Raw genomic sequence first — 20,942 nt, 5'->3', positions numbered from 1 at the left:
CTTAAACATCATGGGTCTAGCAAAATTCTGGCAACGCCACGGCCTCGCCTACCTCTTCGTGGCTCCCGCCCTCCTGGGCATGGTGCTCGTCCACTACGGCCCCATGCTCCAGGGTATCTACATGGGGTTCCTGGATCTGAAGCTAAGCACCCTAAGGCTCTACCTCAGCGCCCCCTTCGTGGGCCTGGCGAACTACCGGGAAATCCTCTTTGACCCCCAGTCCACCTTCCGCACGGGCTTCCTCTACGCCGTGCGCACCACCCTGCTCTACGCCCTGGTGGTCAACGCCCTCACCCTCTCCCTGGGGCTCCTCTTCGCCCACGTGCTCAACCGACCCCTGCTCCTTAGAGGGCTTTGGCGAACCCTTTTTCTCCTCCCCTGGGTGGTGCCGAGCTACGTGGTGGGACTCCTGTGGGGGTTCATGTGGCTCAAAAACGGGGTGATCAACACCCTCCTCGTGGACGTGCTCCACCTCCTGCCCGAGAAGCCCCACTGGCTCATCGGCCCCCTCACCTTCTTCGCCATCGTCCTCCCCACGGTGTGGCGGAGCTGGCCCTTCGTCATGGTCACGTACCTGGCGGCCCTCCAAACCATCCCTCAGGAGCTCTACGAGGCGGCCAAGGTGGATGGGGCCACGCCTTGGCAACGCTTCCGGCACATCACCTGGCCCCTCCTCCGGCCCGTGACGGCCATCCTGCTCCTCTACGGCCTCCTCGGCACGCTTTACAGCTTCAACATCGTCTACATGATGTTCGGCCACGGGGCCGGCTATCCCGGGGAATGGGGGGACCTCCTCATGACCAACCTCTTCCGGAACACCTTCGGCATGTGGAACTTCGGCCTGGGGGCTGCCGCCAGCACCCTGTACATGCTCTTGACCCTCCTCCTCATCCTCTTCTGGTACCGGGTCTTCCGGGAAGACCTGAAAGCGAGGTGAACGGTGCGCGAGGAACGTTGGCTTGCGTGGGGCGCCTGGGGCGTCCTGGTCCTAGGCCTAGCAGGGCAACTCTTCCCCATCCTCTGGATGGTGAACACCTCCTTGATGACCCAGCTGGAGGCGGCCACGGGGAGCCTCTTCCCCAAGGTGCCCCAGTGGGGCAACTACCTGGAGATCTGGCGGGCCCTGCCCTTTTTCCAGTACCTCAAGAACTCCCTCTTGGTCTGCGGCCTCACCACCCTCTTCGCCTTGGGGGTGGCCACCCTGGCGGGCTACGCCCTGGCGCGGTTCCGTTTCCCTGGAGCCGAGCTCTTCGGGGGAAGCGTGCTCCTCACCCAGGTAATCCCGGGGATCCTCTTCCTCATCCCCATCTACATCATGTACATCGCCTTCCAGAACTGGGCCAGGGAGGCGTGGGGCCTCGAGGTGCGGCTCGTGGGGAGCTACTCGGGCCTGGTCCTCACCTACACCGCTTTCTTTGTGCCCATGAGTATCTGGATTCTCCGGGGCTTCTTCGCCTCCATACCCAAGGAGCTGGAGGAAGCAGCCCTGGTGGATGGGGCCACCCCTTTCCAAGCCTTCCACCGGGTAATCCTGCCCCTGGCCCTGCCGGGCATCGCCGCCACCGCCGTCTACATCTTCCTCACCGCCTGGGACGAGCTCCTCTTCGCCCAAATCCTCACCACCGAGGCCACCGCCACCATTCCCGTGGGCATCCGCAACTTTGTGGGTAACTTCCAAAACCGCTACGACCTGGTGATGGCCGCCGCCACCGTGGCCACGCTGCCCGTTCTCTTCCTCTTCTTCCTGGTGCAGCGCTGGCTCATCCAGGGCCTCACGGCGGGGGCGGTCAAGGGATAGGAGGTATCTTGTGGAAAAGGAAAGCTTTCTCTTTGGAGCGGCCACCAGCGCTTACCAAGTGGAAGGGGCCACGAGGGAGGACGGGCGGGGCCCCTCCATTTGGGATGTCTTTAGCCAACGCCCAGGAGCCATCCGCGACGGGAGCTCAGGCGAACCCGCTTGCGACCATTACCGCCGCTTTCGGGAGGACATAGCCTGGATGCGCTGGCTGGGCCTAAAGGCCTACCGGTTCTCCGTGGCCTGGCCCCGGATCCTCCCCGAGGGCAAGGGGCGCATTAACCCCAAGGGCCTCGCCTTTTACGACCGCCTGGTGGACGCCCTATTGGCGGAGGGGATCACCCCCTTCCTCACCCTCTACCACTGGGACCTCCCCTGGGCCTTGGAGGAGCGGGGCGGGTGGCGGAGCCGGGAGACCGCCTACGCCTTCGCCGAGTACGCCGCCCTGGTAGCCCGGGCCCTTTCCGACCGCGTGCCCTACTTCGCTACCCTCAACGAGCCCTGGTGTAGCGCTTTCCTAGGCCACTTCACGGGGGAGCACGCCCCGGGCCTCAGGAACCTCGAGGCCGCCCTCCGCGCCGCCCACCACCTCCTCCTGGGCCACGGCCTGGCGGTGGAGGCCCTACGGGCAACCGGGGCCAAACAGGTGGGCATCGTCCTCAACTTCACCTGGGTGGAGGGAGAGGACGAGGAGGCCGTGGACCGAGCGGACCGCTACCACAACCGTTTCTTCCTGGACCCCCTCCTGGGCCGGGGCTACCCGGAAAGCCCCTTCGCCAACCCACCCAGCGTGCCCATCCACCCCAAGGACCTGGAGCGCATGGCAAGGCCCCTGGACTTCCTGGGGGTGAACTACTACACCCGGGCCCGCGTGGCCCGGGGGGAGGGCCCCTATCCCGTGCGCTACCTCCCCCCGGAGCGGCCCACCACGGCCATGGGCTGGGAGGTCTACCCCGAGGGGCTTTACCGTCTCCTAAAGCGCCTCGCCCAGGAAACCCCCTGGCCCCTCTTCATCACGGAAAACGGGGCCGCCTACCCGGACCTCTGGCGGGGGGAGGAGGTGGTGGAAGACCCCGAGCGGGTGGCCTACCTGGAGGCGCACCTGGAGGCGGCCCTGAAGGCCAAGGCCGAAGGAGTGCCCCTTAAGGGCTACTTCGTCTGGAGCCTCCTGGACAACTTTGAGTGGGCCCACGGCTACACGAAGCGCTTCGGGCTCCTCTACGTGGACTTCGCCTCGGGCAGGCGCATCCCCAAGCGGAGCGCCTTTTGGTACCGGGAAAGGACCGGGGGGGAGGCGGCTCAACCCCCCGCCAAGCGGTAGCGCCTCAGGGGGCGCCCCTGGCCCCGAGGGTCCACCTCTCCCTCCAAGAGCCCTTCCCGCCGCATCCCCTCCAGGTAGCGCCAGGCGGTGACCCGGGAGAGGCCCAGGGCCAGGGCCACCTCCTCCACGGTGAGGGTCTCCCGGCCCTGAAAGAGGGCGAGCACCCGTTCCAGGGTAAGGGGGTCCAGACCCTTGGGCGTCCGCCTGCGGGCGAGGAGGCGGTCCAGGTCCGCTTGGGAAACCTCGTCCTTCTTCTTGAGGGCGCGGAAGGCGCGGTAGCGGCTTAGCGCCTCCTTCAGACGGCTTTGCCCGAAGGGCTTCACCAGGTAGTCCATGGCCCCGCCCAGAAGGGCCCGCTCCACGGTGGGCACGTCCTTGGCAGCGGTGATGACGATGACGTAGGTGCCCACCAGGGCGGGCAAGAGGTCCAGCCCGTGGCCGTCCGGGAGGTAGAGGTCCAGAAGGACCAGATCGGGCTCCAGCGCCAGGGCGGAGAGGGCCCCCTCGAGGCTACCTGCAACCCCCACCACCTGGACCCCCTCCGCCTCCAGAAAGGCCCGGTGCAAAGAGGCCACCCGAGGATCGTCCTCTACGATGAGCGCTCGGTCCATAGCCTACCGAAGGCTACCCAGAAAGCGGTCCAACCCTCCTCCCGCCGGTACCCCAGCTCCCCCCCTGCCGCCCGCACCAGGGTACGGGCCAGGGCCAGGCCGTAGCCCCTGCCCGTCCCTCGGCCGCTGGCTTCCGGCTGGAAGAGGACCTCTCCCTTAGGCCCCGGGCCGTTGTCCCGCACCTCCACATAGAGGCCCTCCTCCTCTGCCCGGAAGCGGAGCCGCACCTGGCCCCCGGGCCTTTGGGCTGCCGCCTCGAGGGCGTTTTCCAAAAGCTGGCCCAGAACCGAGGCCAATAGGTCCCCAAAAGGGGCGTAGCGGGCAGGGAGATGCCCCTCCAAGGCCATCTCCACGCCCAGCTCCTGGGCCCGGCGCCACTTGCCCAAAAGGAGGGCCGCCAAAAGGGGAAGCTCCACCCGGGCGAGCACCTCCTCCAGCCGTGCCTCCACCTCGCCCTCGCTCCGCAAAAGCCGCAGGGCTTCCTCCACCCGCCCGAGCTCCAAAAGACCCCCCAGGAGGTGCAAAAAGTTCTGGAACTCGTGGGTCTGGGCCCGCAAAAGGTCCAGGTGGCGGCGGCTTTGCGTGAGGCTTTCCGCAAGGCGTCTCAGTTCCGCATGGTCCTGGAAGACGATCACCTGGTACCCGGCGGAGGCGCTTTCCCGCACCCTCGCAGGCCGGCCCCCGGGAAGGGGCAGGACCTCCGCACCCCTTGCCGCCGCCAAGGCCGGCCACACCCGTTCCAGGGCCAAGGGGGTCATGGCCCCCTCGGGCAACCCCAGGAGGGCCAGGGCGCGCCGGTTGAGGTAGACCACGCGCCCACCCCGGACGATGGCCACCCCTTCTTCCAAGGAGGCAAGGGCCGCCTCCAAAGCCGCAAGCCGCTCCTTGGCCGCCCCTAGGGAAAGTCCCAGTAGGCCCTGCACCTCCCCCAGCACCCGGGCCCTGGCCCAGAGGAAAGCGAGGAGGAAAAGGACCAGGTAAGGCCCCAGGGCGGGAAGGTAGAGGGGGTAGGCCCGCTCCACCACAAGGGCCACGGGACCCGAAGGCCGGGCGACCCAAACCCTAAGGCCCGTGGGCCCCACCTCTACCCCTTCCACCCCTTCCCCCAAGAGGGGCAAGGGGCTAGGGGGGCTAGCGGTAAGCCGGCCACCCAAGCGCTCCAGCGCCACCCCCAAAGCTCCCGCCTCGGCCACCCGGCGGGCTTCCGCCAGGAGGGCTTCGGACAGGAGCCCATTTGCCCGAAAGGCCTCCAAGACCCCTAAGCCCAAGCACAGGGCCAGGAGCGGCACCGCCAAGGCGCGCACCACGAGGCCATTATCCCCCCTGGGCGGGGTAGGCCAAGGCTGCCTCGGGGTCAAAGGCCAGGCGCACCCTGGGCCCGGGAAGGGGCGTGGGGCTAAGGAGTCTAAGAAGGGCCTCCCCCACCCTGACCCAGTGCTCGTGGTGCATCCCGAGGTAGAGGGAATGGGCAAGCTCCCCCTCCAGGGCGTTCGCCTCCCCAGGCCCCGCCAGGCGCAAGGCCTCGGGGCGGAGGACCAGCTTGGCAAGCCTCCCCGGGACCAGGGGCCCCATGGCGCGTGCCCGCACGGGGAAGCCGGAAAGCTCTAGCCGCACCCAAGGCTCTTCCACGACCACCACCAGAGCCTCCACCACGTTGGGGTTGCCCAGGAAGTCCGCCACGAAAAGGGTTCGGGGGTTGCGGTAAAGCTCCTCGGGCGTCCCCACCTGCTCCACCCGGCCCTCGTTCAGGAGGGCGATGCGGTCGGCAATGGCCATGGCCTCCGCCTGGTCATGGGTAACGAAGAGGGCGGCCTTGCCCGTGGCCTTTAGGGTTTCCCGGAGCCAGACCCGGGCCTGGTCCCTGAGCTTGGCGTCCAGGTTGGAGAGGGGCTCGTCCAGAAGGAGGAGCCTGGGGTTGTAGGCCAGAGCCCGGGCCAGGGAAACCCGTTGTTGTTGTCCTCCGGAAAGCGCCCCGGGGTAGCGCCCCTCCAGACCCGTCAGCCCCAGGCGGTCCAGGAGGTGGAGCACCCGCTCCCGCACCTCCTTCTCCGGCACCCTCCGAAGCCGGAGCCCATAGGCCACGTTCTCAAAGACCGTGCGGTGGGGCCAAAGGGCGTAGGACTGAAAGACGAGGCCCAGGTCCCGCCGCTCTGGGGGCAGGAAGACCCCCCTTCCTCCGTCAAAGAAAACCGTGTCCCCCAGGGCGATCCGGCCCCCGCTCGGGCGCACCAGGCCCGCCACCGCCCGGAGGAGGGTGGTCTTGCCGGAGCCCGAGGGACCCAAAAGGGCCACCACCTCCCCGGGGGCCACGGTGAGGTCCACCCCCTTGAGGACAGGGTTCTCCCCAAGCCGCACCTCCAGGGCCTCCACCACCAAGGGGGCCTCATCCCCCTTAACCCCTGAGAGCAAGCTCGTCGTGCGCTTCTCCGTCATGGCCGCACCTCAAAGCCCCTGGGGCCGCACCCCAAGGCGGTTCGCCAGCAAAAACACCGCGCTCACGATGAGCACCTGGAGGGTGGCCAGGGCGGCGATCACGTCCACCGCCCCCGTGCCCCAAAGGGCCACGATCTGGGCCCCCAGCACCTCCGTGCCCGCCGTGAGCAGGTAGACCCCCGTGGAGTACTCCCGCACGAACTGGATGAAGAGGAGGAACCAGGCGGTGAGGATACCCCCTTTGAGGAGGGGAAGGGTGCCGTGCAAGAAGGCCCTCACCGGCGAGGCCCCGGCGATGCGCGCCGCCTCCTCCACCTCCCGCCCCACCTGGAGGAGGGCGGCGGTGAGGAGGCGCACCCCGTAGGGCATCCAGACCACGGTGTAGGCCAGGATGAGGGCGAGGAGGGTGTTCCGCAGGGGAGCAATGGGCTTGAAGAAGAGGAAAAGCCAGAGGAAGGCGAGCCCCATCACGATACCCGGCACCGCCCGAGGCAGGCCCGCCAGGTAGTCCAATACCCGGCCATACCCCCCGCCCCGCTGGATCCCCAAGGCGATGAGAAGGTAAAAGCCCAGGGCCAGGACCCCCCCTAGGGCGGCCACCACCAGGGTGTTGGTCACCGCCCGGCTGAGGTTTGGAAGCTTGAAGACCTCCAGGTAGTGGCCCAGGGTGAGGACCTCGCGGAGGTCCACCCCAGGCCCCCAGCTGGTGACCAGGCTCCGGAAGACCACGCCCAGCACGGGGAGGACCACCGCCACCAGGAGGTAGAGGGCGAGAAGGAGGGCCCAGACGTAGCGGAGCCTGCCCAGGGGAAGCCGCTCCGTGCGGTAACCCCGGGCCCCGATGGCCACGTACCGCCCCTCCATCCGCCCCACCAGGTAGCGTTGCAAAAGGACCAGGGCCATGGCGATGGCCACGATGGCCACGCTCACCGCCGCCATGAGGTGGTAAGCGGAGGTGCCGGTGATGGCGGTGAGGCGGTAGAGGTAGGTGGTGATGACCATGATGCCCTTGGCGTCCCCGAGGACGAGGGGTAGGCCGAAAAGCTCAAACCCCAAGAGGAGCATGAGGGCGGCGCTGTAAACCAAAGCGGGCCGGACCAAGGGGAGGGTGACGCTTAGGGCCACCCAGAAGGGCCTGGCCCCGGCCACCCGGGCTGCCTCCTCCAGGGAAGCGTCCACGTTCTGGATGGTGCTCGCCACGTAGAGGTAGACATAGGGCACGTGGGTAAGGCCGGCGATGACGGCGATGGCGGGGAGGGTGTATATGGTCCAGGGTACCCGGCCAAAGACCGCCTCCACCAGGCCAGACACCAGGCCCGAGGGACCGAAGACCACGATGAACCCGATGCCCAGGATGATGGGGGAGATGAAGATGGGAGCGAGGAGGAGGAGCTCAAAGAATCGGGCGAAGGGGAGGTCCGTCTTCGTCACCAGGAAGGCGAAGAGGCTTCCCAGGGGGACGGCCACCCCCACCATGCCGAGGCCGATGGCGAAGGAGTTCTTCAGGGCCTCAAAGAAGTAGGGGTCGTGGAGGAGGTAGCGGTAGGCCTCGAGGGCAAGCCGCTTAACCGGGGCGAAGAAGGGGGCGGTGAGGAGGCTTTGGTAGAGGAGGATGCCCAAGGGGGCCAAGACCAAGACCGCCACCAACCCCGCCAGGAGGGGAAGGGCCAGGTTGGGCGAAAAGAGGCTCCGGCCCAGCACGCCCACCCCCTACTGGCCCCGGATGGCCTGCCGCCAGAAGGTGAGGAAGCGCAAGCGCTCCTGCGGGTCCAGGTTCTTGAGGATCTCCTGGGAAACGGGGATGGCGTAGACCTTGTCCTTGCCGCCCACGGCCTTGTACAGGGCCTGGGGCGTGGCCTCGCCCACCACCGTCTCCCGCCTGGCGAAGATCAGGGCGGTGTAGGCCATGAGGTTCTGGCCCCGGAGGGAAAGGAGGTAGTCCAGGAAGAGCTTGGCGGCGTTGGGGTTCGCCGCCCGCCGGTTGATGAAGGCCACCCGCTGGATGGCCACCGTCCCGTCCGTGAGGTAGACGATGCCCAAATCCTTCACCGTGCGCTGGCGCAGGAGGGCGTAGGAGCCGAAGAAGCCATAGGCCAGGTAGTGCTCGCCGGAGATGACCTTTTCAAAGGCCGCCCCGGTGGAGGAGTAGAGGGAAGCCTGGGCCCGGCCGAAGGCCCGCACCAGGTCCTGGAAGGCGGGGTAACGGTCGTAATCCGCCTTGAGGATGGTGAAGCCCACGGCGCTCCGCTCGGGGTCCCAGGTGGCCACGCGCCCCCGCATCCTGGGCTCCTGCAGGAGGCGAACCAAGCCCTCGCGGGTGGTGGGCACTTCCTCGGGTTTGAGGAAGCGGCGGTTGTAGACCACCACCCCCGGCTCGAGGGTGGTCCCATAGGCCAGGTTCTGCAAGCGGGCGTTGGCGGGCCAGTTCTTGGCCTCCGGGGAGTCGTAGGGCAGGGCATAGCCCTCGCTCGCCAGCTTCACCTGGAGCTCCATGGCGCTGGACCAGAGGAGATCGGCGCTCCTCGCTCCCGCTGCGGTTTCGCTCACAAAACGGTCGTAAATGGCCTGGGTGCCAAGGTCATTGTATTCAATCTGGATAAATGGGTAGAGGCGGCGGAAATCGTCCAAAAGCGCTTGGGCGCTCGCCTGGTCCGTGGAGGAGTAGATGATGAGACGGCCCTCCTTGCGGGCCGCCTCCACCACCTGGGGATCGGAAGCGGGGCGGGACTGCTGCCCCAAGGCCCATACACCGAGCAAAGCCAAAAGCCACACCGTTCGTTTCATGGCCATCACCTCCCAACTTAGGCCTACAAGGGGGACTATACGCCACCGCCCCCTTCAGGACAAGGTCGTTTCTTTTTTTTCCCGCTCGTTCGCTTCGGCGCAAACCCCTAGGGACGCCCGTTTCCGCCAAGGGGCGCGCCCTGGCCCTTGTCGGGCGGGGACGCTCGGGGATATACCGAAGGACATGGAACTTCTCCGCCCTCTCGTCCTAGGGCTCGTCTTGGGGCTAGCCTTCCACCGCCTGGGCCTCCCCGGAGGGGCGGTGGTGGGGGCCATGCTCGGGGCGGGTCTCTCCCAGGTGCTCTCTCCTACCCCATCGCCCGCACCAGCAGGGTTGGACCTTTTGGCCCAACTCCTAGCCGGGGTTGTCGTGGGCATGGCCTTCCGCCGGGACCTCCTCCAGGGATGGCTCCTGCCCTGGGCAACCCTTGCCGCCCTGGGCTTTCTGGCCCTGGCCCTGCTCTTGGCCTTCCTTTACGCCCGCCTTCTGGGGCTTAGCCCCCTTACCCTCTTCTTCGCCCTCTCCCCCGGCGGCATCACCGGCATGGGCCCCTTGAGCCGGGCCGAAGGGGGGGACGCTGGGCTCGTGGGTCTTTTCCACACGGTGCGGGTCTTCCTCGTCTTCCTCCTCGTTCCCCTCCTGGCCCGCCTCCTGGGCCTAGGTGCCCGGTGAGCGGGCTAACCGGCCTATAAGGACAGGAGGGCCATAACCTCCTCGCTTCGGACCAGGTCCGCCATGCGGCCCTCCATGCGCACCTCGCCTGTTTCCAAGACATACGCCCTGTCCGCCACCCTCCCCGTAAACCGGAGGTTCTGCTCCGCAAGGAGGACGGGCATGCCCTCCGCCTTAAGGGCCAGGACGAGGCGGGCGATCTCCTCCACGATAAGCGGGGCGAGGCCCTCCGTAGGTTCATCCAGAAGGAGGAGCCTGGGGTTAGTCAGGAGGGTGCGGGCGATGGTGAGCATCTGCTGCTCGCCGCCGGAAAGGAGCCCACCCCGGCGGTCCTGAATCTCCGCCAACCGCGGCAGGATTTGGAAGACTCGCTCCAGGTTCCAGGGGCCAGGCCGTGCGGCCACGAGGAGGTTTTCCCTCACGGTGAGCTCGGGGAAGATGCGGCGGTCGTCAGGAACATAGCCCAAACCCAGCCGTGCCCGCCGGTAGGGGGGCCAGTCGCTAAAATCCTGGCCATGGTAGCGCAAGCGCCCGGAAAAGCGGCGCACGAGGCCCATGACTGCCTTGATCAGGGTGGTCTTTCCGGCCCCGTTCCGCCCAAGAAGGGCCACCACCTCCCCCTCTTCCACCCGCAGGCTCACCCCGTGAAGGACGGAAATCTCCCCGTAGCCCGCCCGCAAGTCCTCCACCACCAGGCTCATGGGCTCCCTCCGAGGAATGCCGCCCGCACCGCCGGGTCGCCCCGGATCGCCTCAGGCGTGCCCTCCGCCAGCACCTGGCCTTGGTGAAGCACGGTGACCCGGTCCGCCAGGGCCAGCACCGCCTCCGTGTCGTGCTCGGTAAAAAGAAGGGTCACACCTTCTCGCCGCAACAGGTCGCCGATAAAGTCCACCATGCGCCGTCGCTCCGCCCGGGAGAGCCCAGCTAAGGGTTCGTCTAAAAGGAGGAGCTCGGGCTCAGCCACTAGGGCCATGGCCACGTCCAGGCGCTTGAGGTCTCCCAGGGGCAACTCGGCCACCCGGCGGCCCGCATGCGCCTCGAGGCCCACCTTGCCCAAGGCCTCCTCCGCTTTAGCCCTGGCCTCGGCAAAGCGCCCCAGGGGCATAAGCAGGTGAAAGGTGTGTCCGGTGTAGCCAAGCCGGGCCAAGACCACCGCCTCCAGAACCGTCATGGAGGCGAAGGGCTGGGCCCTTTGGAAAGCGATGGCAATGCCCATGCGCGCCACCTTGGGCGTGGGCCAACCCGTAATGTCGTGGCCCCGGAAGTACACCTTCCCTTGGTCCGGGACCAGGCGCCCGGTGATCACGTTGAAAAGGGTGGTCTTCCCGGCCCCGTTAGGCCCCACGAGCGCATGGAAGGATTTTTCCTGCACCTCCAGGGAAACCCCACCCAGGGCCAAAAAGCCCTGGAAGGACTTGTAGACCTTGTCAACTTTGAGGGACGCCACCGCGCACCCCCTTAAGCCTCCGCACCACTTCCTCCCCCACCCCGGCTAGCCCCTTGGGGAAGAAGAGCACGGTGAGGAGAAGGACCACCCCCAGGAAAAAGGGCCAGTACTCCGTTTGCGATTGGACCAAAACCCGGAGGAAGAGAAAGGCCGCAGCCCCTACCGCAGGCCCCAGGAAGACCCCACTCCCTCCCAGGATCGTGGCCAGGATGGCCTCCGCCGAACGGGTCCAGAAGAGGTACTCGGGGAAAACGGAACGCTGCAACGCCCCCTGAAGGGCCCCTGCCAAGCCAGAGAGGAGGCCGGAAAGCACGAAGGCCAGGAGAAGGTGGCGAAATCCCCCGATCCCCACGGCCTCAGCACGGGCCCGGTTGTCCCGAAGCCCCCGAAGGGCATAGCCAAAGGGCGACCGCTCCAGCAGGGCGAGGAACCCCACCCCCAGGGCGAAGGAAGCGAGGACCAGGTAGTAAAAGGGCAGGCTCTCCCCTAACACCCCATGGGGTCGCAAGTCCGTGATCCCGTTGTCCCCCCCGGTGAAGGCGTACCACTTGTGGGCCACGGCGTAAAGGAGCTGGGCGAAGGCCAAGGTCAGCATGGTGAAGTAGATGCGGGTTAGGCGCAGGCTCAAGAACCCGATAAGGACCGCCGCCAGGCCTGAGGCCAAAAGGGCGAGGGGTAGGGTGAGGAGAAAGGGCCATCCTGCCCGGCTCACCAGAAGGGCCATGGTGTAAGCGCCGATGCCGAAAAAGGCCGCCTGGCCGAAGGAGAGGAGGCCTGCCTGGTGGAAAAGGAGGTTAAAGGCCATGGCGTAAAGCCCTAGAATTAAGGCCTCGCTGAGGAGCTTGAGTCCATACTCGGAAAGGGCCGGACCCAGCACCGCCAGAAAGAGGAAGAGGAGGAGAAGCCTCATGTCCGCACCGCCGGTGGACGCCCGAGGAGGCCCCAGGGACGGAGGAGCAGGACCAGGGCCATGAGGGCGAAGGGGAAGACCATGGCCATCTCCGGAAGCAGGAGTATGCCAAAGGCCTGGAGAAGCCCTATAAGCACAGCCCCCAAAAGGGCGCCCCAGACGCTACCCAAGCCCCCAATCACCACCACGATGAAGGCCTGGATCACCGCGTCCACCGCCATACCTGGGGTGGCCGCTTGGAGAGGAAGGAGGGCCGCCCCACCCAGGGCAGCCAGGGCTATCCCCCCAGCGAAGACGGTGGTGTAAAGCAGGGGGACGTTGACGCCCAATGCCTCTAGCATCTCCCGGTCCTGGGTGGCCGCCCGCACCCACACGCCGAGGCGCGTGCGCTGGAGAAAGGCCCAAAGGAGGAAGGCCACCAAGGCAGCCAAGCCCACCAAGAAGAGGTAATAACTAGGGAAAGGGGTCCCCAGGACGAAAAGGGGATTGGCAAAGGCGGGGGGCATGGGGAAGGAGCGGTAGGCGGCACCAAAAGCAAAGCGCACGAGGTCCTCGAGGATAAGAAGGAGGGCGTAGGTGAGGAGGATCTGGTACTCCTCCGGCCTTCGGTAGATGGGCCGGATGAAGAGGCGCTCCACCAATGCCCCGATCACCACCCCCGCCGCCCCCACCAGCAAAAGCCCCTGCCAGAAGCCTTGTGCCTGGCCCTGGGCGAAGGCGTAAAGCAGGTAGGCTCCCAGCATGTAGAAGGAGCCATGGGCGAAGTTCACGATGCCCATGGCCCCGAAGATGAGGGAAAGCCCCACGGCAAGGAGGAAGAGGGTGCTGGCGTAGGCCAAGCCGGTAAGGAGCTGCAGGAGGTAGAAGCCCAGTTCCATGGCCTACCGCTTGCACTGCGTGGGGTAAACCGTGTCCGTGGCCGGGATGATGCGCATGCGGTCCAGGATGGCGAAGGGATACTCGGGGGTATGCTTGGTGTAGCCCCAAACGAGCCCCTCAAACACCTGATGGTCCTCAGGGCGCAGGCGCTTGCGCCCCTCGGGGGCGTCGTAGGTGAGCCCGCCATCGGCCTCAAAGGCCCGGCGCACCGCCTCCGCCTGGGTAGAACGGGCCTTCTGGATCGCCAGGGCGAGCATGTGCATTCCGGCGTAGGCCTCCTGGGCGTTGTAGCTGGGGTACTCGTTGTAGCGCTTGCGGTATGCCTCTACAAAGGCTCGGTTCCGCTCGGTGTTGGGGTAGAGGAACCAGTAGCGGGCCGAAACGAGAAGCCCCTCCGGGGCCTCCTTGCCCAAGGGTCCGAGGACCTCTAGGGCAGCCCCTACAGGGTTGACGAAATAGCGCACCTGGTTGAAAAACCCAAAGGCCTTCGCCTGGCGGGCGAAGATGACCATGTCCCCCGCCCACAGGGTGGAGAAGACCCCTTCCGGCCGCGCCCGCATCAGGGCGGTGATGAAGCTGGCGTAGTCCGTGGAGCCGAAGCGGGGCCACTGCTCGCTCACCACCTCCACATCGGGACGCAACTGCTTCAAGCGGGTGATGAAGTCCTGCCAGGAAACGCGGCCGAACTCGTAGTCAGGGCCGATGTTGGCCCAGCGTTTCACCGGTAAGGTGGCGGCCAGGGCCGCCGCCGCCCACGCGTCCATGCGGGCGTTGTTGGAGGTACGGAACACGTAGGGCCGGCACTGCTCCGTCAGGGTTGGGGTGGCCGCATGGGTGACCACCAGGGGGATTTTGTACTCGTCTGTGAGGGGCGCCACCGCCAGGGACACCGAGCTGGAGTCAACGCCAAAGAGAAAATCCACCTTCTCCTGCAGGATGAGCCTGCGGGCCTCCCTGACACCCACCTCCGGGTTCCCTTGGTCGTCCACCACGATGAGCTGCAAGGGACGGCCCAGCACACCCCCCCGGGCGTTGATCTCGTCCACCGCCAGTTGCGCCCCTTGCGAACCCGACTTTCCGTAGCCCGCAAAGTTGCCGCTCAGGATGAAAAGCGCCCCGATCTTGATGGGCTGCTGTCCCTGCGCCCACGCCAAACCGACCACCAAAGCCAAAACCCCGACCCACCTTAGGACCTTCATAGACCACCTCCTATCTCGCTCCCACGCCGCCGTCCACGGCGTAGACGCCTCCCGTCAGGTATGCGTTTTCCGGCTCCAAGAGGAAGGCTACCACTCTCGCCACCTCTTCAGGGCGAGCCAAGCGCCCCAAGGGGATCTCCTGCAGGATGGCAGGGCCAAGCCTCGGGTGGTTCCGCAAGCCCTCCGTCATCTCCGTTTCCGTCCAACCAGGGGCCACAAGGTTCACCCGGATACCCCTGTCCGCCCAGTCCAAGGCCAAGGAACGCGCGAGTCCCCAAAGACCCGCCTTGGACGCCGTATACGCAGCCAGCCGGGCCCCACCCCGGAAGCCCAGGACGGACCCTATCAGGACCAGGCTCCCAGGGCCCTTAAGCTCTTGGGCGAAAGCCCGGGCCGCCACAAAAGCCCCGGTAAGGTTTACGGCAAGCACCTCGTCCCACACCTCCAAGGGCAAGCGCTCAGCCCGGGTGAAGGCAGGGCTGGTACCGGCGTTGTACACCAAGCCGTAAAGCCCTTCCTCGTGGGCAAAGCGGGCCACCGCCTCGGCCAAGCGTTCCCGTTCCCGTACGTCCACGGCCATGCCCCAGGCGCCAAGCCGCTCAGCCACGCCCTGCACCCGGTCAGGGTCCCGCCCCGTGATGCCCACCCTCGCTCCCTGGCGAACGAGCTCCTGGGCCACCGCCAGGCCAATCCCCCGCGTGGCCCCCACCACCAACACCGGAAGCCCCTCAAGCCCCGGCATGCCGCACCACCCGCTTGGCCTTAAAGGCCGTGCGTTCCAGGGTACCGGGGGCCTCGAGGCGGACCCCTGGGGTCACCCCCAGGGCCTCCTTGAGGCGCTGCCGGATCCTATCCGCAAACCCTTCGCCGAGGTCCTGAGGACGGGCCAGCTCCACCACCACCGTGACCTCCCTGGCCACCCCATCCACCTCGAGGACCTCTATCCGGTACTCGCTGGACAATTCGGGAAAACCCCGCACCACCTCCTCCACCTGGCCGGGATAGAACTTGGCCCCGCGGTAGACCACAAGATCGTCCGCACGGCCCAGAATACCCCCCAACGCTCGGAGGTGCGTGCGGCCGCACGGACAAGGCTCTTTGGTGATACGCGCCAGATCCCCCGTGTAGTAGCGCACCAAAGGGGTGGCCTCCCGGGTGAGGTGGGTGAGCACCAGGACGCCCACTTCCCCCTCCGGAAGAGGCTCCTTACTCTCAGGATCCACCACCTCCACCAGGTAGTGGTCCTCGGCAAAGTGAAGCCCCTGTTGGAAGGCGCACTCCCCGGCAAAGGTGGGTCCCATCTCCGCCAAACCGTAGTAGTCGTAAGCGCGCAACACCAAACCCTCCTGCAACCGGCTCCGCGTGGCAGGGTTTTCCGTCCCCGCTTCTCCCCCGAAGGCCCCTATCCTTAAAGGGCTCTCTAGCCCCCTCTCCTTCAGCACCTCGGCCAGGTAAAGCCCAAAGGAGGGGGTAGCGGTGAGGGCCTTGGGCCGAAAGCGGGAGAGGAGCTCCAGGTGGCGTTCCGTCTGACCGGCACCCACCGGCAAGACGAAGAGGCCGAGCGCCCGGGCAGCGTAGTGCACCGCCATCCCCGCAACCCAGAGGCCGTAGCTAAACCCGTTGAGGAGCGTGTCCCCCGGCCGTAGCCCATAGGCGAAGAGCGTCCTGGCGGTTACCTGGGTAATGTTCTCCACGTCCCTTTCGCTCCATACCGTTCCCACTGGGAAGCCGGTGGTGCCGCTACTGGGGTGGTACTCCCTCCACTCCGACTGGGGAGCCACCGTGTAGCGCCCTAGGGGCGGGTGGAGGCGCTGCTCCTCCCTCAGCTCACCCTTGGTGACCAGGGGAAAGCGGGCAATGTCTTCCAGGTGCCGGATCTCCAGGGAAAGGCCAGCCCACTTTTCGCGGAAGAAGGGGCTTTCCCGGTAGAGGCGCTCCACCTGGAAGCGAAGGCGCTCCAGCTGCAAGGCCTCCAGCTCCCGCCGAGGCATGGTTTCCACTTCCGGCTCCCAGTAGGCCGCCATTTTGCCCTCCGCGCTTTGCGCCCACTATAGGGTTTTGGACAACCTATGTCAAGAGTGAACATTTATGTACGTTTATGGGCACCTTGTGCTAAACTGGGTCCATGCCCCCAACGCTTCCCTCCCTCTACACCCTGAGCGACCTCGCCCGGGCGAGCGGCGTTTCGCGGCGCATCCTACAGCACTATGCCCAGCTCGGCCTTTTGGAGCCCGGTGCCCTCACCCAAGGGGGGCGGAAGCTCTACACGGAATTCGCCCTCTACCTGGTTCAGGACATCCAAGACCTCAACCAACTAGGGTTTACCCTGGACGAGATTCGCCAGATAATGGCCCTTAAGAAGGCCATCTTCCACCCCGATGGAACCTACCGGCAGGACTGGCGTCGGGAGGAAATTCCCCTCTCGGACGAAGAGCTTTGGGCCATGTGGCGGAAAACGGGGGAAGTGCTCGCCAGCATAGAGCGGCAGGAACGGATGATCCGCCGCTTCTACCGCTTCCTCACCAAGCACTTCGCCCCGAAGGAGGTGCGGGATGGACTTCTCGTTGGACCGGGAGACCGAGGCGTTAAGGGAGAGGGTACGGGCCTTTCTGGAAGAACGGGTCATACCCCGGGAGCGGGAGGCGACGCCGGCGAACCTTGAGACCCTTACCAAAACGCTACAGCTGGAGGCAAGGGAGTGGGGGGTTTTTCTGCCCCACATGCCGAAGGAGATGGGCGGCCTGGGCCTCTCCTGGACCCAACTGGCGGTGGTCTTGGAGGAGGCGGGAAGGAGCCTCTTAGGCCCCAGGGCGCTCAACGCCGCCGCTCCCGACGAGGGCAACATGCACCTCCTCCACAAGGTGGCGAGCCCCGAGCAGAAAAGGCGCTACCTGGAGCCTTTGGTGGCCGGTGAGGTTCGCTCCGGCTTCGCCATGACCGAGCCCATGGGCGCTGGGGCTGATCCTACCCTCCTCAAGGCCACAGCCCAACGCCAAGGCCGAAAGTACATCCTGAACGGCCGGAAATGGTTCACCACAGGGGCCGAGGGGGCGGCCTTCTTCCTGGTCCTGGCCCGCACCGAGGAGGGTCCCACCCTCTTCCTGGTGGACCGGGAAAACCCGGGCCTCAAGCTGGTGCGCACCATCCCCACCATGGACCACTGGTCCGTGGGGGGGCACGGGGAGCTCGTCCTGGAGGCATGCGAGGTGGGCGAAGACGCCATCCTGGGCGAAGTGGGCAAGGGTTTCGCCTACGCTGAGCTACGCCTAGACCCCGCCCGGCTCACCCACTGCATGCGCTGGCTGGGCGTGGGGGTCCGGGCCACGGAGATCGCCCAAGACTATGCGTTGCGGCGGGACTCCTTCGGTAAGAAGCTGGCCGAACACCAGGGCGTCCAGTTCATGATTGCTGACAGCCACATAGAGCTCCACGCCGCCCGGCTCATGGTATGGCACGCCGCCTGGAAGCTGGACCGCGGGGAGAGGATCCGCCACGAAGCCTCCATGGCCAAGGTCTTCGTTTCCGAAGCGGTTGGCCGGGCCGTGGATCGCGCGGTGCAGATCACCGGGGCCCTAGGGATCAGCGAGGACATCCCCCTATCCATCTTCTACCGGGAGGTGCGTCCTTTCCGCATCTACGATGGCCCCAGCGAGGTCCACCGGGCCTCCGTGGGGAAGCGGGCCCTCTACAAGGGGCTTCGGCCATGAAGGAAGTACTAGAGGCCACGCTAAGGGATCTCCTAGGTCCAGGGGAGGTGGTCCGGCTCCAACGCCTGCCGGGAGGGGCCTCCAAGGAAGCGTGGGCGGTAGACTACCGTACGGGCGATGCGCTCCACCCCCTCTTCCTGCGGCGGGCAGCGGGGGGAGTAATCTACCGGGGCACCCTCAGCCTGGCCACGGAGTTCCGCATCCTCAAACTGGCCCAAGCGCACGCGGTGCGGGTACCAGAACCCCTGGCCTATCTTCCCGACATGGAGGGCCGAGAGGCGTTCCTGATGCGCCGCCTGGAGGGGGAGTCCATCGGCACCCGGGTGGTGCGGCGGCCGGAGTACGCCAAAGCCCGGGAGCAGCTTCCCTTGGCCATGGCGGAGGAGCTTGCGAAGATCCACACCATACCCTTGGAGAAGGTCTCCTTCCTCCCGGCCCCCGAAGCCCACCCTTGGCGCACCGCCTTGGAAACGGCCTACGAGGACCTGGACGCCCTCGAGGAGCCCCACCCCGCCCTGGAGTGGGGCCTACGTTGGCTTCAGGACCACCCTCCTCGGGAACGCCCCTTGGTCCTCGTTCACGGGGACTTCCGCGTCGGCAACCTACTGGTGGACGAGGAGGGGCTGGTGGCGGTCCTGGACTGGGAGTTCGCCCACCTTGGCGACCCCCGGGAGGACCTGGCCTGGCCCCTGGTGCGGGCCTGGCGCTTTGGGGAGGACGCCAAGCGCCTTGGGGGAGTGGGCGAGGTGGGGCCCTTCCTGGAACGCTACAACGCCCTCACCGGCCAGGACTTTGGGGAAAAAGAGCTCTTCTGGTGGGAGGTCCTAGGCAACGTGCGCTGGGGCCTCGGGGCGCTGAAGCAGGCCCGGAGGCACCTCAACGGGGAAGAGCGGAGCGTGGAGCTCGCCGTCCTAGGCAGACTTGCGGCGGAGATGGAGTACGAGGTCCTTTACCTTCTGGAAAGCTATGGATAGGCCCACACTGGACGAGTTGCTGGAGGCGGTGGCGGAGTTTCTGGAGCGGGAAGTCCTCCCCGCACTCACAGACCCCCGGCTTCGCTTCCAAACCCTTGTGGCCCTAAACGCCTTGGGTATTGCGCGGAGGCAGGTGGCCTTAGGGGAGGACCTTGAAGCAGAGGAGCGCAGGGCCTTGACGGAGCTGTTGGGCGAGGAAGGGGAGGTGGACGCGCTCCTGACTTCCCTGGCCCTGCGCATCCGCCAGGGCCACGCCCCGCCTGGCACGTTCGCCTACCTCAAGGCCCACGTGGTCCGCAAGCTCAAAGTAGCCAACCCCAAATACCTGGAGCGTTACCCATGAGGAGGCGGCTTCTCCTTCTGCGCCACGGCGAGGTGGATTACTTTCCCCAAGGGAAGCCCGTGCCCCCGCAAGGGGTGAGGCTGACCGAGAGGGGGAGAAAGCAGGCGGAGGCGGTAGGGAAACTCCTTCGGAAGGTGCCCTTGGACCTCGCCGTCCACACAGGCCTGCCCCGCACCGAGGAAACCCTTGCCCTCGTCCTTAAGGGGCGCACGGTCCCCGTGGAGGCCTGGCCAGACTTCCAAGAGATCCGCCCAGGTAGGCTTAGAGACCTAAAAGACGCAGAGCGGGCCTTCCGGGAAGCGTTCCATCCCAAGGACCTCTCCGAGCGCTTCCTGGGCGGGGAACGGTACTCCGACTTCTTGAACCGGGTCCTCCCCGCCTACGAGCGCCTCCTAGAGAGACACTGGGACACCGCCCTCCTGGTGACGCACGGAGGGGTGATCCGGGCCCTCCTCAGCTTTGCCCTCACCGGGCAAAGAGGCCTCCTCCCCCTGGAAGTGCACCCCTGCGGGCTCTCCATCCTGGACCTGGGGGAAAAGCCTCTTCTGCGCCTCCACAACCTCACCCCGTACGAACTCCTCCCCAAAACCCGCCTCTCCACCATGGAAGCCCTATGGCTGGCCTACCGGACGCCCTAGCGCCACACCCCCCTTTCCCGGAAGTAGCGCACAGCCCCCTCGTGGTAGGGCACCTTGCCATTCCGGGAGCGGACAGCGTTATCCAGGGTGGTGTCCCGGGCAGGGGCCACGGCAGCGTACAGGGCAGGGAGGTTCTCAAAAACGGCCCTCACCATCGCGTAGGCCACCTCTTCGGGAAGGCTCGCTGGGCAGACGAAGAGATTCCAGAAGGTAAGGGTAGGGGTATCGTACCGCGTGTTGTAGACACTTTTTGGAATAATCCCCGTGTCTACCACACCGGGAAAGCGTCGCTTGAGCACTTGCACCGGGGTGCTCTGCGGGGGCAGGGGAACGAGGAAGAGGCGCTTCCCCTTCCGGGCGAGGCTACCCGCAAGCTCCAGAATGCTCCCCGTGGGCAAGCCACCAGACCAGAAGAAGGCGTCCAGGTTCCCCTCGGAGAGCATCGGGGCCGCCTCCGCCACCCGTACCCGCTCCCACTTGCCAAAGTGGAGCTTGGGGTCAAAGCCAGAAATGGCCGCAGACATAAGGAGGCGGGCCTCGTATTCAATGATGCCCCCGGCCACCTCGGTGGAAACGCGCTTTCCCTTTAGGTCTTGCAGGACGCGGATGCCGCTATCCTCCGTGGTGACCACGTGGAAAAAATTGGGGTACATGGTGAAAAGGATGCGTACGGGCGCGGGCTTTCCTTGGAAACGCTCCTCCCCTTGGAAGGCCAGGAGAGCCGCATCGGGCAGCACGGTGCCGCAGTAGTAGAGGCCCCGGGCAGGGTCCGTACGGTCCCGGAGGAGCATGAGGTTCTCCATGGACCCGCCGGACTGCATGGCCTGGGCTTGGACCACGCCGGCCTTGTTGAGGATCTCCGCCACTGCCGTCCCGTAGTAGAAGTAGACCCCGCCCACACCGCCCGTCCCGATGACGATCTGGGGCTTTTGCGCAAGGGCTACTCCCCAAAGGGCCAAAACCCAAAGCCACCGCTTCATGGCACCCCTCCGGTTGGAGGGGAGTTTACTGAGAAAGGAGCCGCACCACAAGCCCCTCCTTGTCCAAAAGCGTTCCATTGGGCCACCTTATGCTTACACTTGAAGGCGTCAAGGAGGGCACTTTGGGCTACTGGTCAAACCTCGTTCTAGAGGAACGACCTCGGCTTAGGCGGTGGGAGCTTGGGATCACGGCGCACCTTTGAGGCTAATGCAATGTCCCCTGGCCAGCTCCCAAGGGCACCGGTGGG

The 20,942-nt window shown here is 66.2% G+C and carries 22 protein-coding genes; 9 read left to right on the top strand and 13 right to left on the bottom strand.

Annotation, left to right across the window (positions count from 1 at the left end; translation table 11 throughout):
- Positions 1-10 precede the first annotated feature (10 nt).
- From LXN00_RS10335 to LXN00_RS10325, 3 genes are read left to right on the top strand one after another with little or no spacing between them, the layout of a single operon-like run.
- The gene (locus tag LXN00_RS10335) at positions 11-937 is read left to right on the top strand and encodes a carbohydrate ABC transporter permease (protein ID WP_234507953.1); all 927 of its coding nucleotides are present in this window, start codon (positions 11-13) and stop codon (positions 935-937) included.
- A gap of 3 nt (positions 938-940) precedes the next feature.
- On the top strand, positions 941-1,798 hold the full coding sequence (locus tag LXN00_RS10330; protein WP_234507951.1) for a carbohydrate ABC transporter permease: 858 nt from the start codon (positions 941-943) through the stop codon (positions 1,796-1,798).
- Between the two features lie 10 nt (positions 1,799-1,808).
- Positions 1,809-3,116: a GH1 family beta-glucosidase gene (locus tag LXN00_RS10325; protein WP_234507950.1), complete on the top strand. Its 1,308-nt coding sequence runs from the start codon at positions 1,809-1,811 to the stop codon at positions 3,114-3,116.
- Here the strand turns inward: LXN00_RS10325 and LXN00_RS10320 are convergent.
- Genes LXN00_RS10320 through LXN00_RS10300 form a run of 5 tightly spaced genes read right to left on the bottom strand, consistent with a single transcriptional unit; the run spans position 3,095 to position 8,944 of the window.
- Entirely contained in the window at positions 3,095-3,727 is a 633-nt protein-coding gene (locus tag LXN00_RS10320) for a response regulator (RefSeq protein WP_234507948.1), read from the bottom strand. The genes LXN00_RS10325 and LXN00_RS10320 overlap by 22 nt on opposite strands.
- Positions 3,706-5,031 carry a sensor histidine kinase gene (locus LXN00_RS10315; protein ID WP_234507947.1) on the bottom strand — a complete coding sequence of 442 codons (1,326 nt, stop codon included), beginning with the start codon at positions 5,029-5,031 and terminating at the stop codon, positions 3,706-3,708. Before LXN00_RS10315 ends, LXN00_RS10320 begins: the two co-directional genes overlap by 22 nt.
- Positions 5,032-5,041: 10 nt before the next feature.
- Positions 5,042-6,160 (bottom strand): ABC transporter ATP-binding protein, encoded by a 1,119-nt coding sequence (locus tag LXN00_RS10310; protein WP_234507946.1) that lies wholly within the window; start codon positions 6,158-6,160, stop codon positions 5,042-5,044.
- A gap of 9 nt (positions 6,161-6,169) precedes the next feature.
- Complete coding sequence (locus LXN00_RS10305) at positions 6,170-7,861, bottom strand: ABC transporter permease (RefSeq protein ID WP_234507945.1); 1,692 nt, start codon at positions 7,859-7,861, stop codon at positions 6,170-6,172.
- 9 nt (positions 7,862-7,870) lie between these two features.
- Complete coding sequence (locus LXN00_RS10300; protein ID WP_234507944.1) at positions 7,871-8,944, bottom strand: ABC transporter substrate-binding protein; 1,074 nt, start codon at positions 8,942-8,944, stop codon at positions 7,871-7,873.
- A 184-nt stretch (positions 8,945-9,128) separates the two neighbouring features.
- Here LXN00_RS10300 and LXN00_RS10295 point away from each other — a divergent pair, with 184 nt between their 5' ends.
- Positions 9,129-9,617 (top strand): AbrB family transcriptional regulator, encoded by a 489-nt coding sequence (locus LXN00_RS10295; protein WP_234507943.1) that lies wholly within the window; start codon positions 9,129-9,131, stop codon positions 9,615-9,617.
- Between the two features lie 14 nt (positions 9,618-9,631).
- Here the strand turns inward: LXN00_RS10295 and LXN00_RS10290 are convergent, their stop codons facing one another.
- From LXN00_RS10290 to LXN00_RS10260, 7 genes are read right to left on the bottom strand one after another with little or no spacing between them, the layout of a single operon-like run.
- Positions 9,632-10,318 carry an ABC transporter ATP-binding protein gene (locus LXN00_RS10290; protein ID WP_234507942.1) on the bottom strand — a complete coding sequence of 229 codons (687 nt, stop codon included), beginning with the start codon at positions 10,316-10,318 and terminating at the stop codon, positions 9,632-9,634.
- A complete protein-coding gene (locus LXN00_RS10285; protein WP_234507941.1) occupies positions 10,315-11,064 on the bottom strand; it encodes an ABC transporter ATP-binding protein in 750 nt (249 codons plus the stop codon). The genes LXN00_RS10290 and LXN00_RS10285 overlap by 4 nt, the downstream gene beginning before the upstream one ends.
- Positions 11,045-11,974: a branched-chain amino acid ABC transporter permease gene (locus LXN00_RS10280; protein WP_234507940.1), complete on the bottom strand. Its 930-nt coding sequence runs from the start codon at positions 11,972-11,974 to the stop codon at positions 11,045-11,047. Before LXN00_RS10280 ends, LXN00_RS10285 begins: the two co-directional genes overlap by 20 nt.
- Complete coding sequence (locus LXN00_RS10275; RefSeq protein ID WP_234507939.1) at positions 11,971-12,852, bottom strand: branched-chain amino acid ABC transporter permease; 882 nt, start codon at positions 12,850-12,852, stop codon at positions 11,971-11,973. Before LXN00_RS10275 ends, LXN00_RS10280 begins: the two co-directional genes overlap by 4 nt.
- 3 nt (positions 12,853-12,855) lie before the next feature.
- A complete protein-coding gene (locus LXN00_RS10270; protein WP_234507938.1) occupies positions 12,856-14,052 on the bottom strand; it encodes an ABC transporter substrate-binding protein in 1,197 nt (398 codons plus the stop codon).
- Positions 14,053-14,062: 10 nt separating this feature from the next.
- On the bottom strand, positions 14,063-14,794 hold the full coding sequence (locus LXN00_RS10265; protein ID WP_234507937.1) for an SDR family NAD(P)-dependent oxidoreductase: 732 nt from the start codon (positions 14,792-14,794) through the stop codon (positions 14,063-14,065).
- On the bottom strand, positions 14,781-16,076 hold the full coding sequence (locus LXN00_RS10260; protein WP_234507936.1) for a phenylacetate--CoA ligase family protein: 1,296 nt from the start codon (positions 16,074-16,076) through the stop codon (positions 14,781-14,783). The genes LXN00_RS10265 and LXN00_RS10260 overlap by 14 nt, the downstream gene beginning before the upstream one ends.
- Positions 16,077-16,177: 101 nt before the next feature.
- Here LXN00_RS10260 and LXN00_RS10255 point away from each other — a divergent pair, with 101 nt between their 5' ends.
- The 5 genes from LXN00_RS10255 to LXN00_RS10235 are packed head-to-tail and all read left to right on the top strand — an operon-like array spanning position 16,178 to position 19,714.
- Entirely contained in the window at positions 16,178-16,714 is a 537-nt protein-coding gene (locus tag LXN00_RS10255; RefSeq protein WP_234507935.1) for a MerR family transcriptional regulator, read from the top strand.
- Positions 16,605-17,759 (top strand): acyl-CoA dehydrogenase family protein, encoded by a 1,155-nt coding sequence (locus LXN00_RS10250; protein ID WP_234507934.1) that lies wholly within the window; start codon positions 16,605-16,607, stop codon positions 17,757-17,759. Before LXN00_RS10255 ends, LXN00_RS10250 begins: the two co-directional genes overlap by 110 nt.
- A complete protein-coding gene (locus tag LXN00_RS10245) occupies positions 17,756-18,733 on the top strand; it encodes a phosphotransferase family protein (protein ID WP_234507933.1) in 978 nt (325 codons plus the stop codon). Before LXN00_RS10250 ends, LXN00_RS10245 begins: the two co-directional genes overlap by 4 nt.
- Positions 18,726-19,076 carry a DUF6285 domain-containing protein gene (locus LXN00_RS10240; RefSeq protein ID WP_234507932.1) on the top strand — a complete coding sequence of 117 codons (351 nt, stop codon included), beginning with the start codon at positions 18,726-18,728 and terminating at the stop codon, positions 19,074-19,076. The genes LXN00_RS10245 and LXN00_RS10240 overlap by 8 nt, the downstream gene beginning before the upstream one ends.
- Positions 19,073-19,714 (top strand): histidine phosphatase family protein, encoded by a 642-nt coding sequence (locus LXN00_RS10235; RefSeq protein WP_234507931.1) that lies wholly within the window; start codon positions 19,073-19,075, stop codon positions 19,712-19,714. The genes LXN00_RS10240 and LXN00_RS10235 overlap by 4 nt, the downstream gene beginning before the upstream one ends.
- Here the strand turns inward: LXN00_RS10235 and LXN00_RS10230 are convergent.
- Positions 19,711-20,694: a TAXI family TRAP transporter solute-binding subunit gene (locus LXN00_RS10230; protein WP_234507929.1), complete on the bottom strand. Its 984-nt coding sequence runs from the start codon at positions 20,692-20,694 to the stop codon at positions 19,711-19,713. The genes LXN00_RS10235 and LXN00_RS10230 overlap by 4 nt on opposite strands.
- Between the last annotated feature and the right edge of the window lie 248 nt (positions 20,695-20,942).

Source organism: Thermus brockianus (assembly GCF_021462505.1).
In the GTDB taxonomy this organism is placed as follows: Bacteria; Deinococcota; Deinococci; order Deinococcales; family Thermaceae; genus Thermus; species Thermus hydrothermalis.
This window is presented reverse-complemented; position numbering and strand designations above follow the sequence as displayed.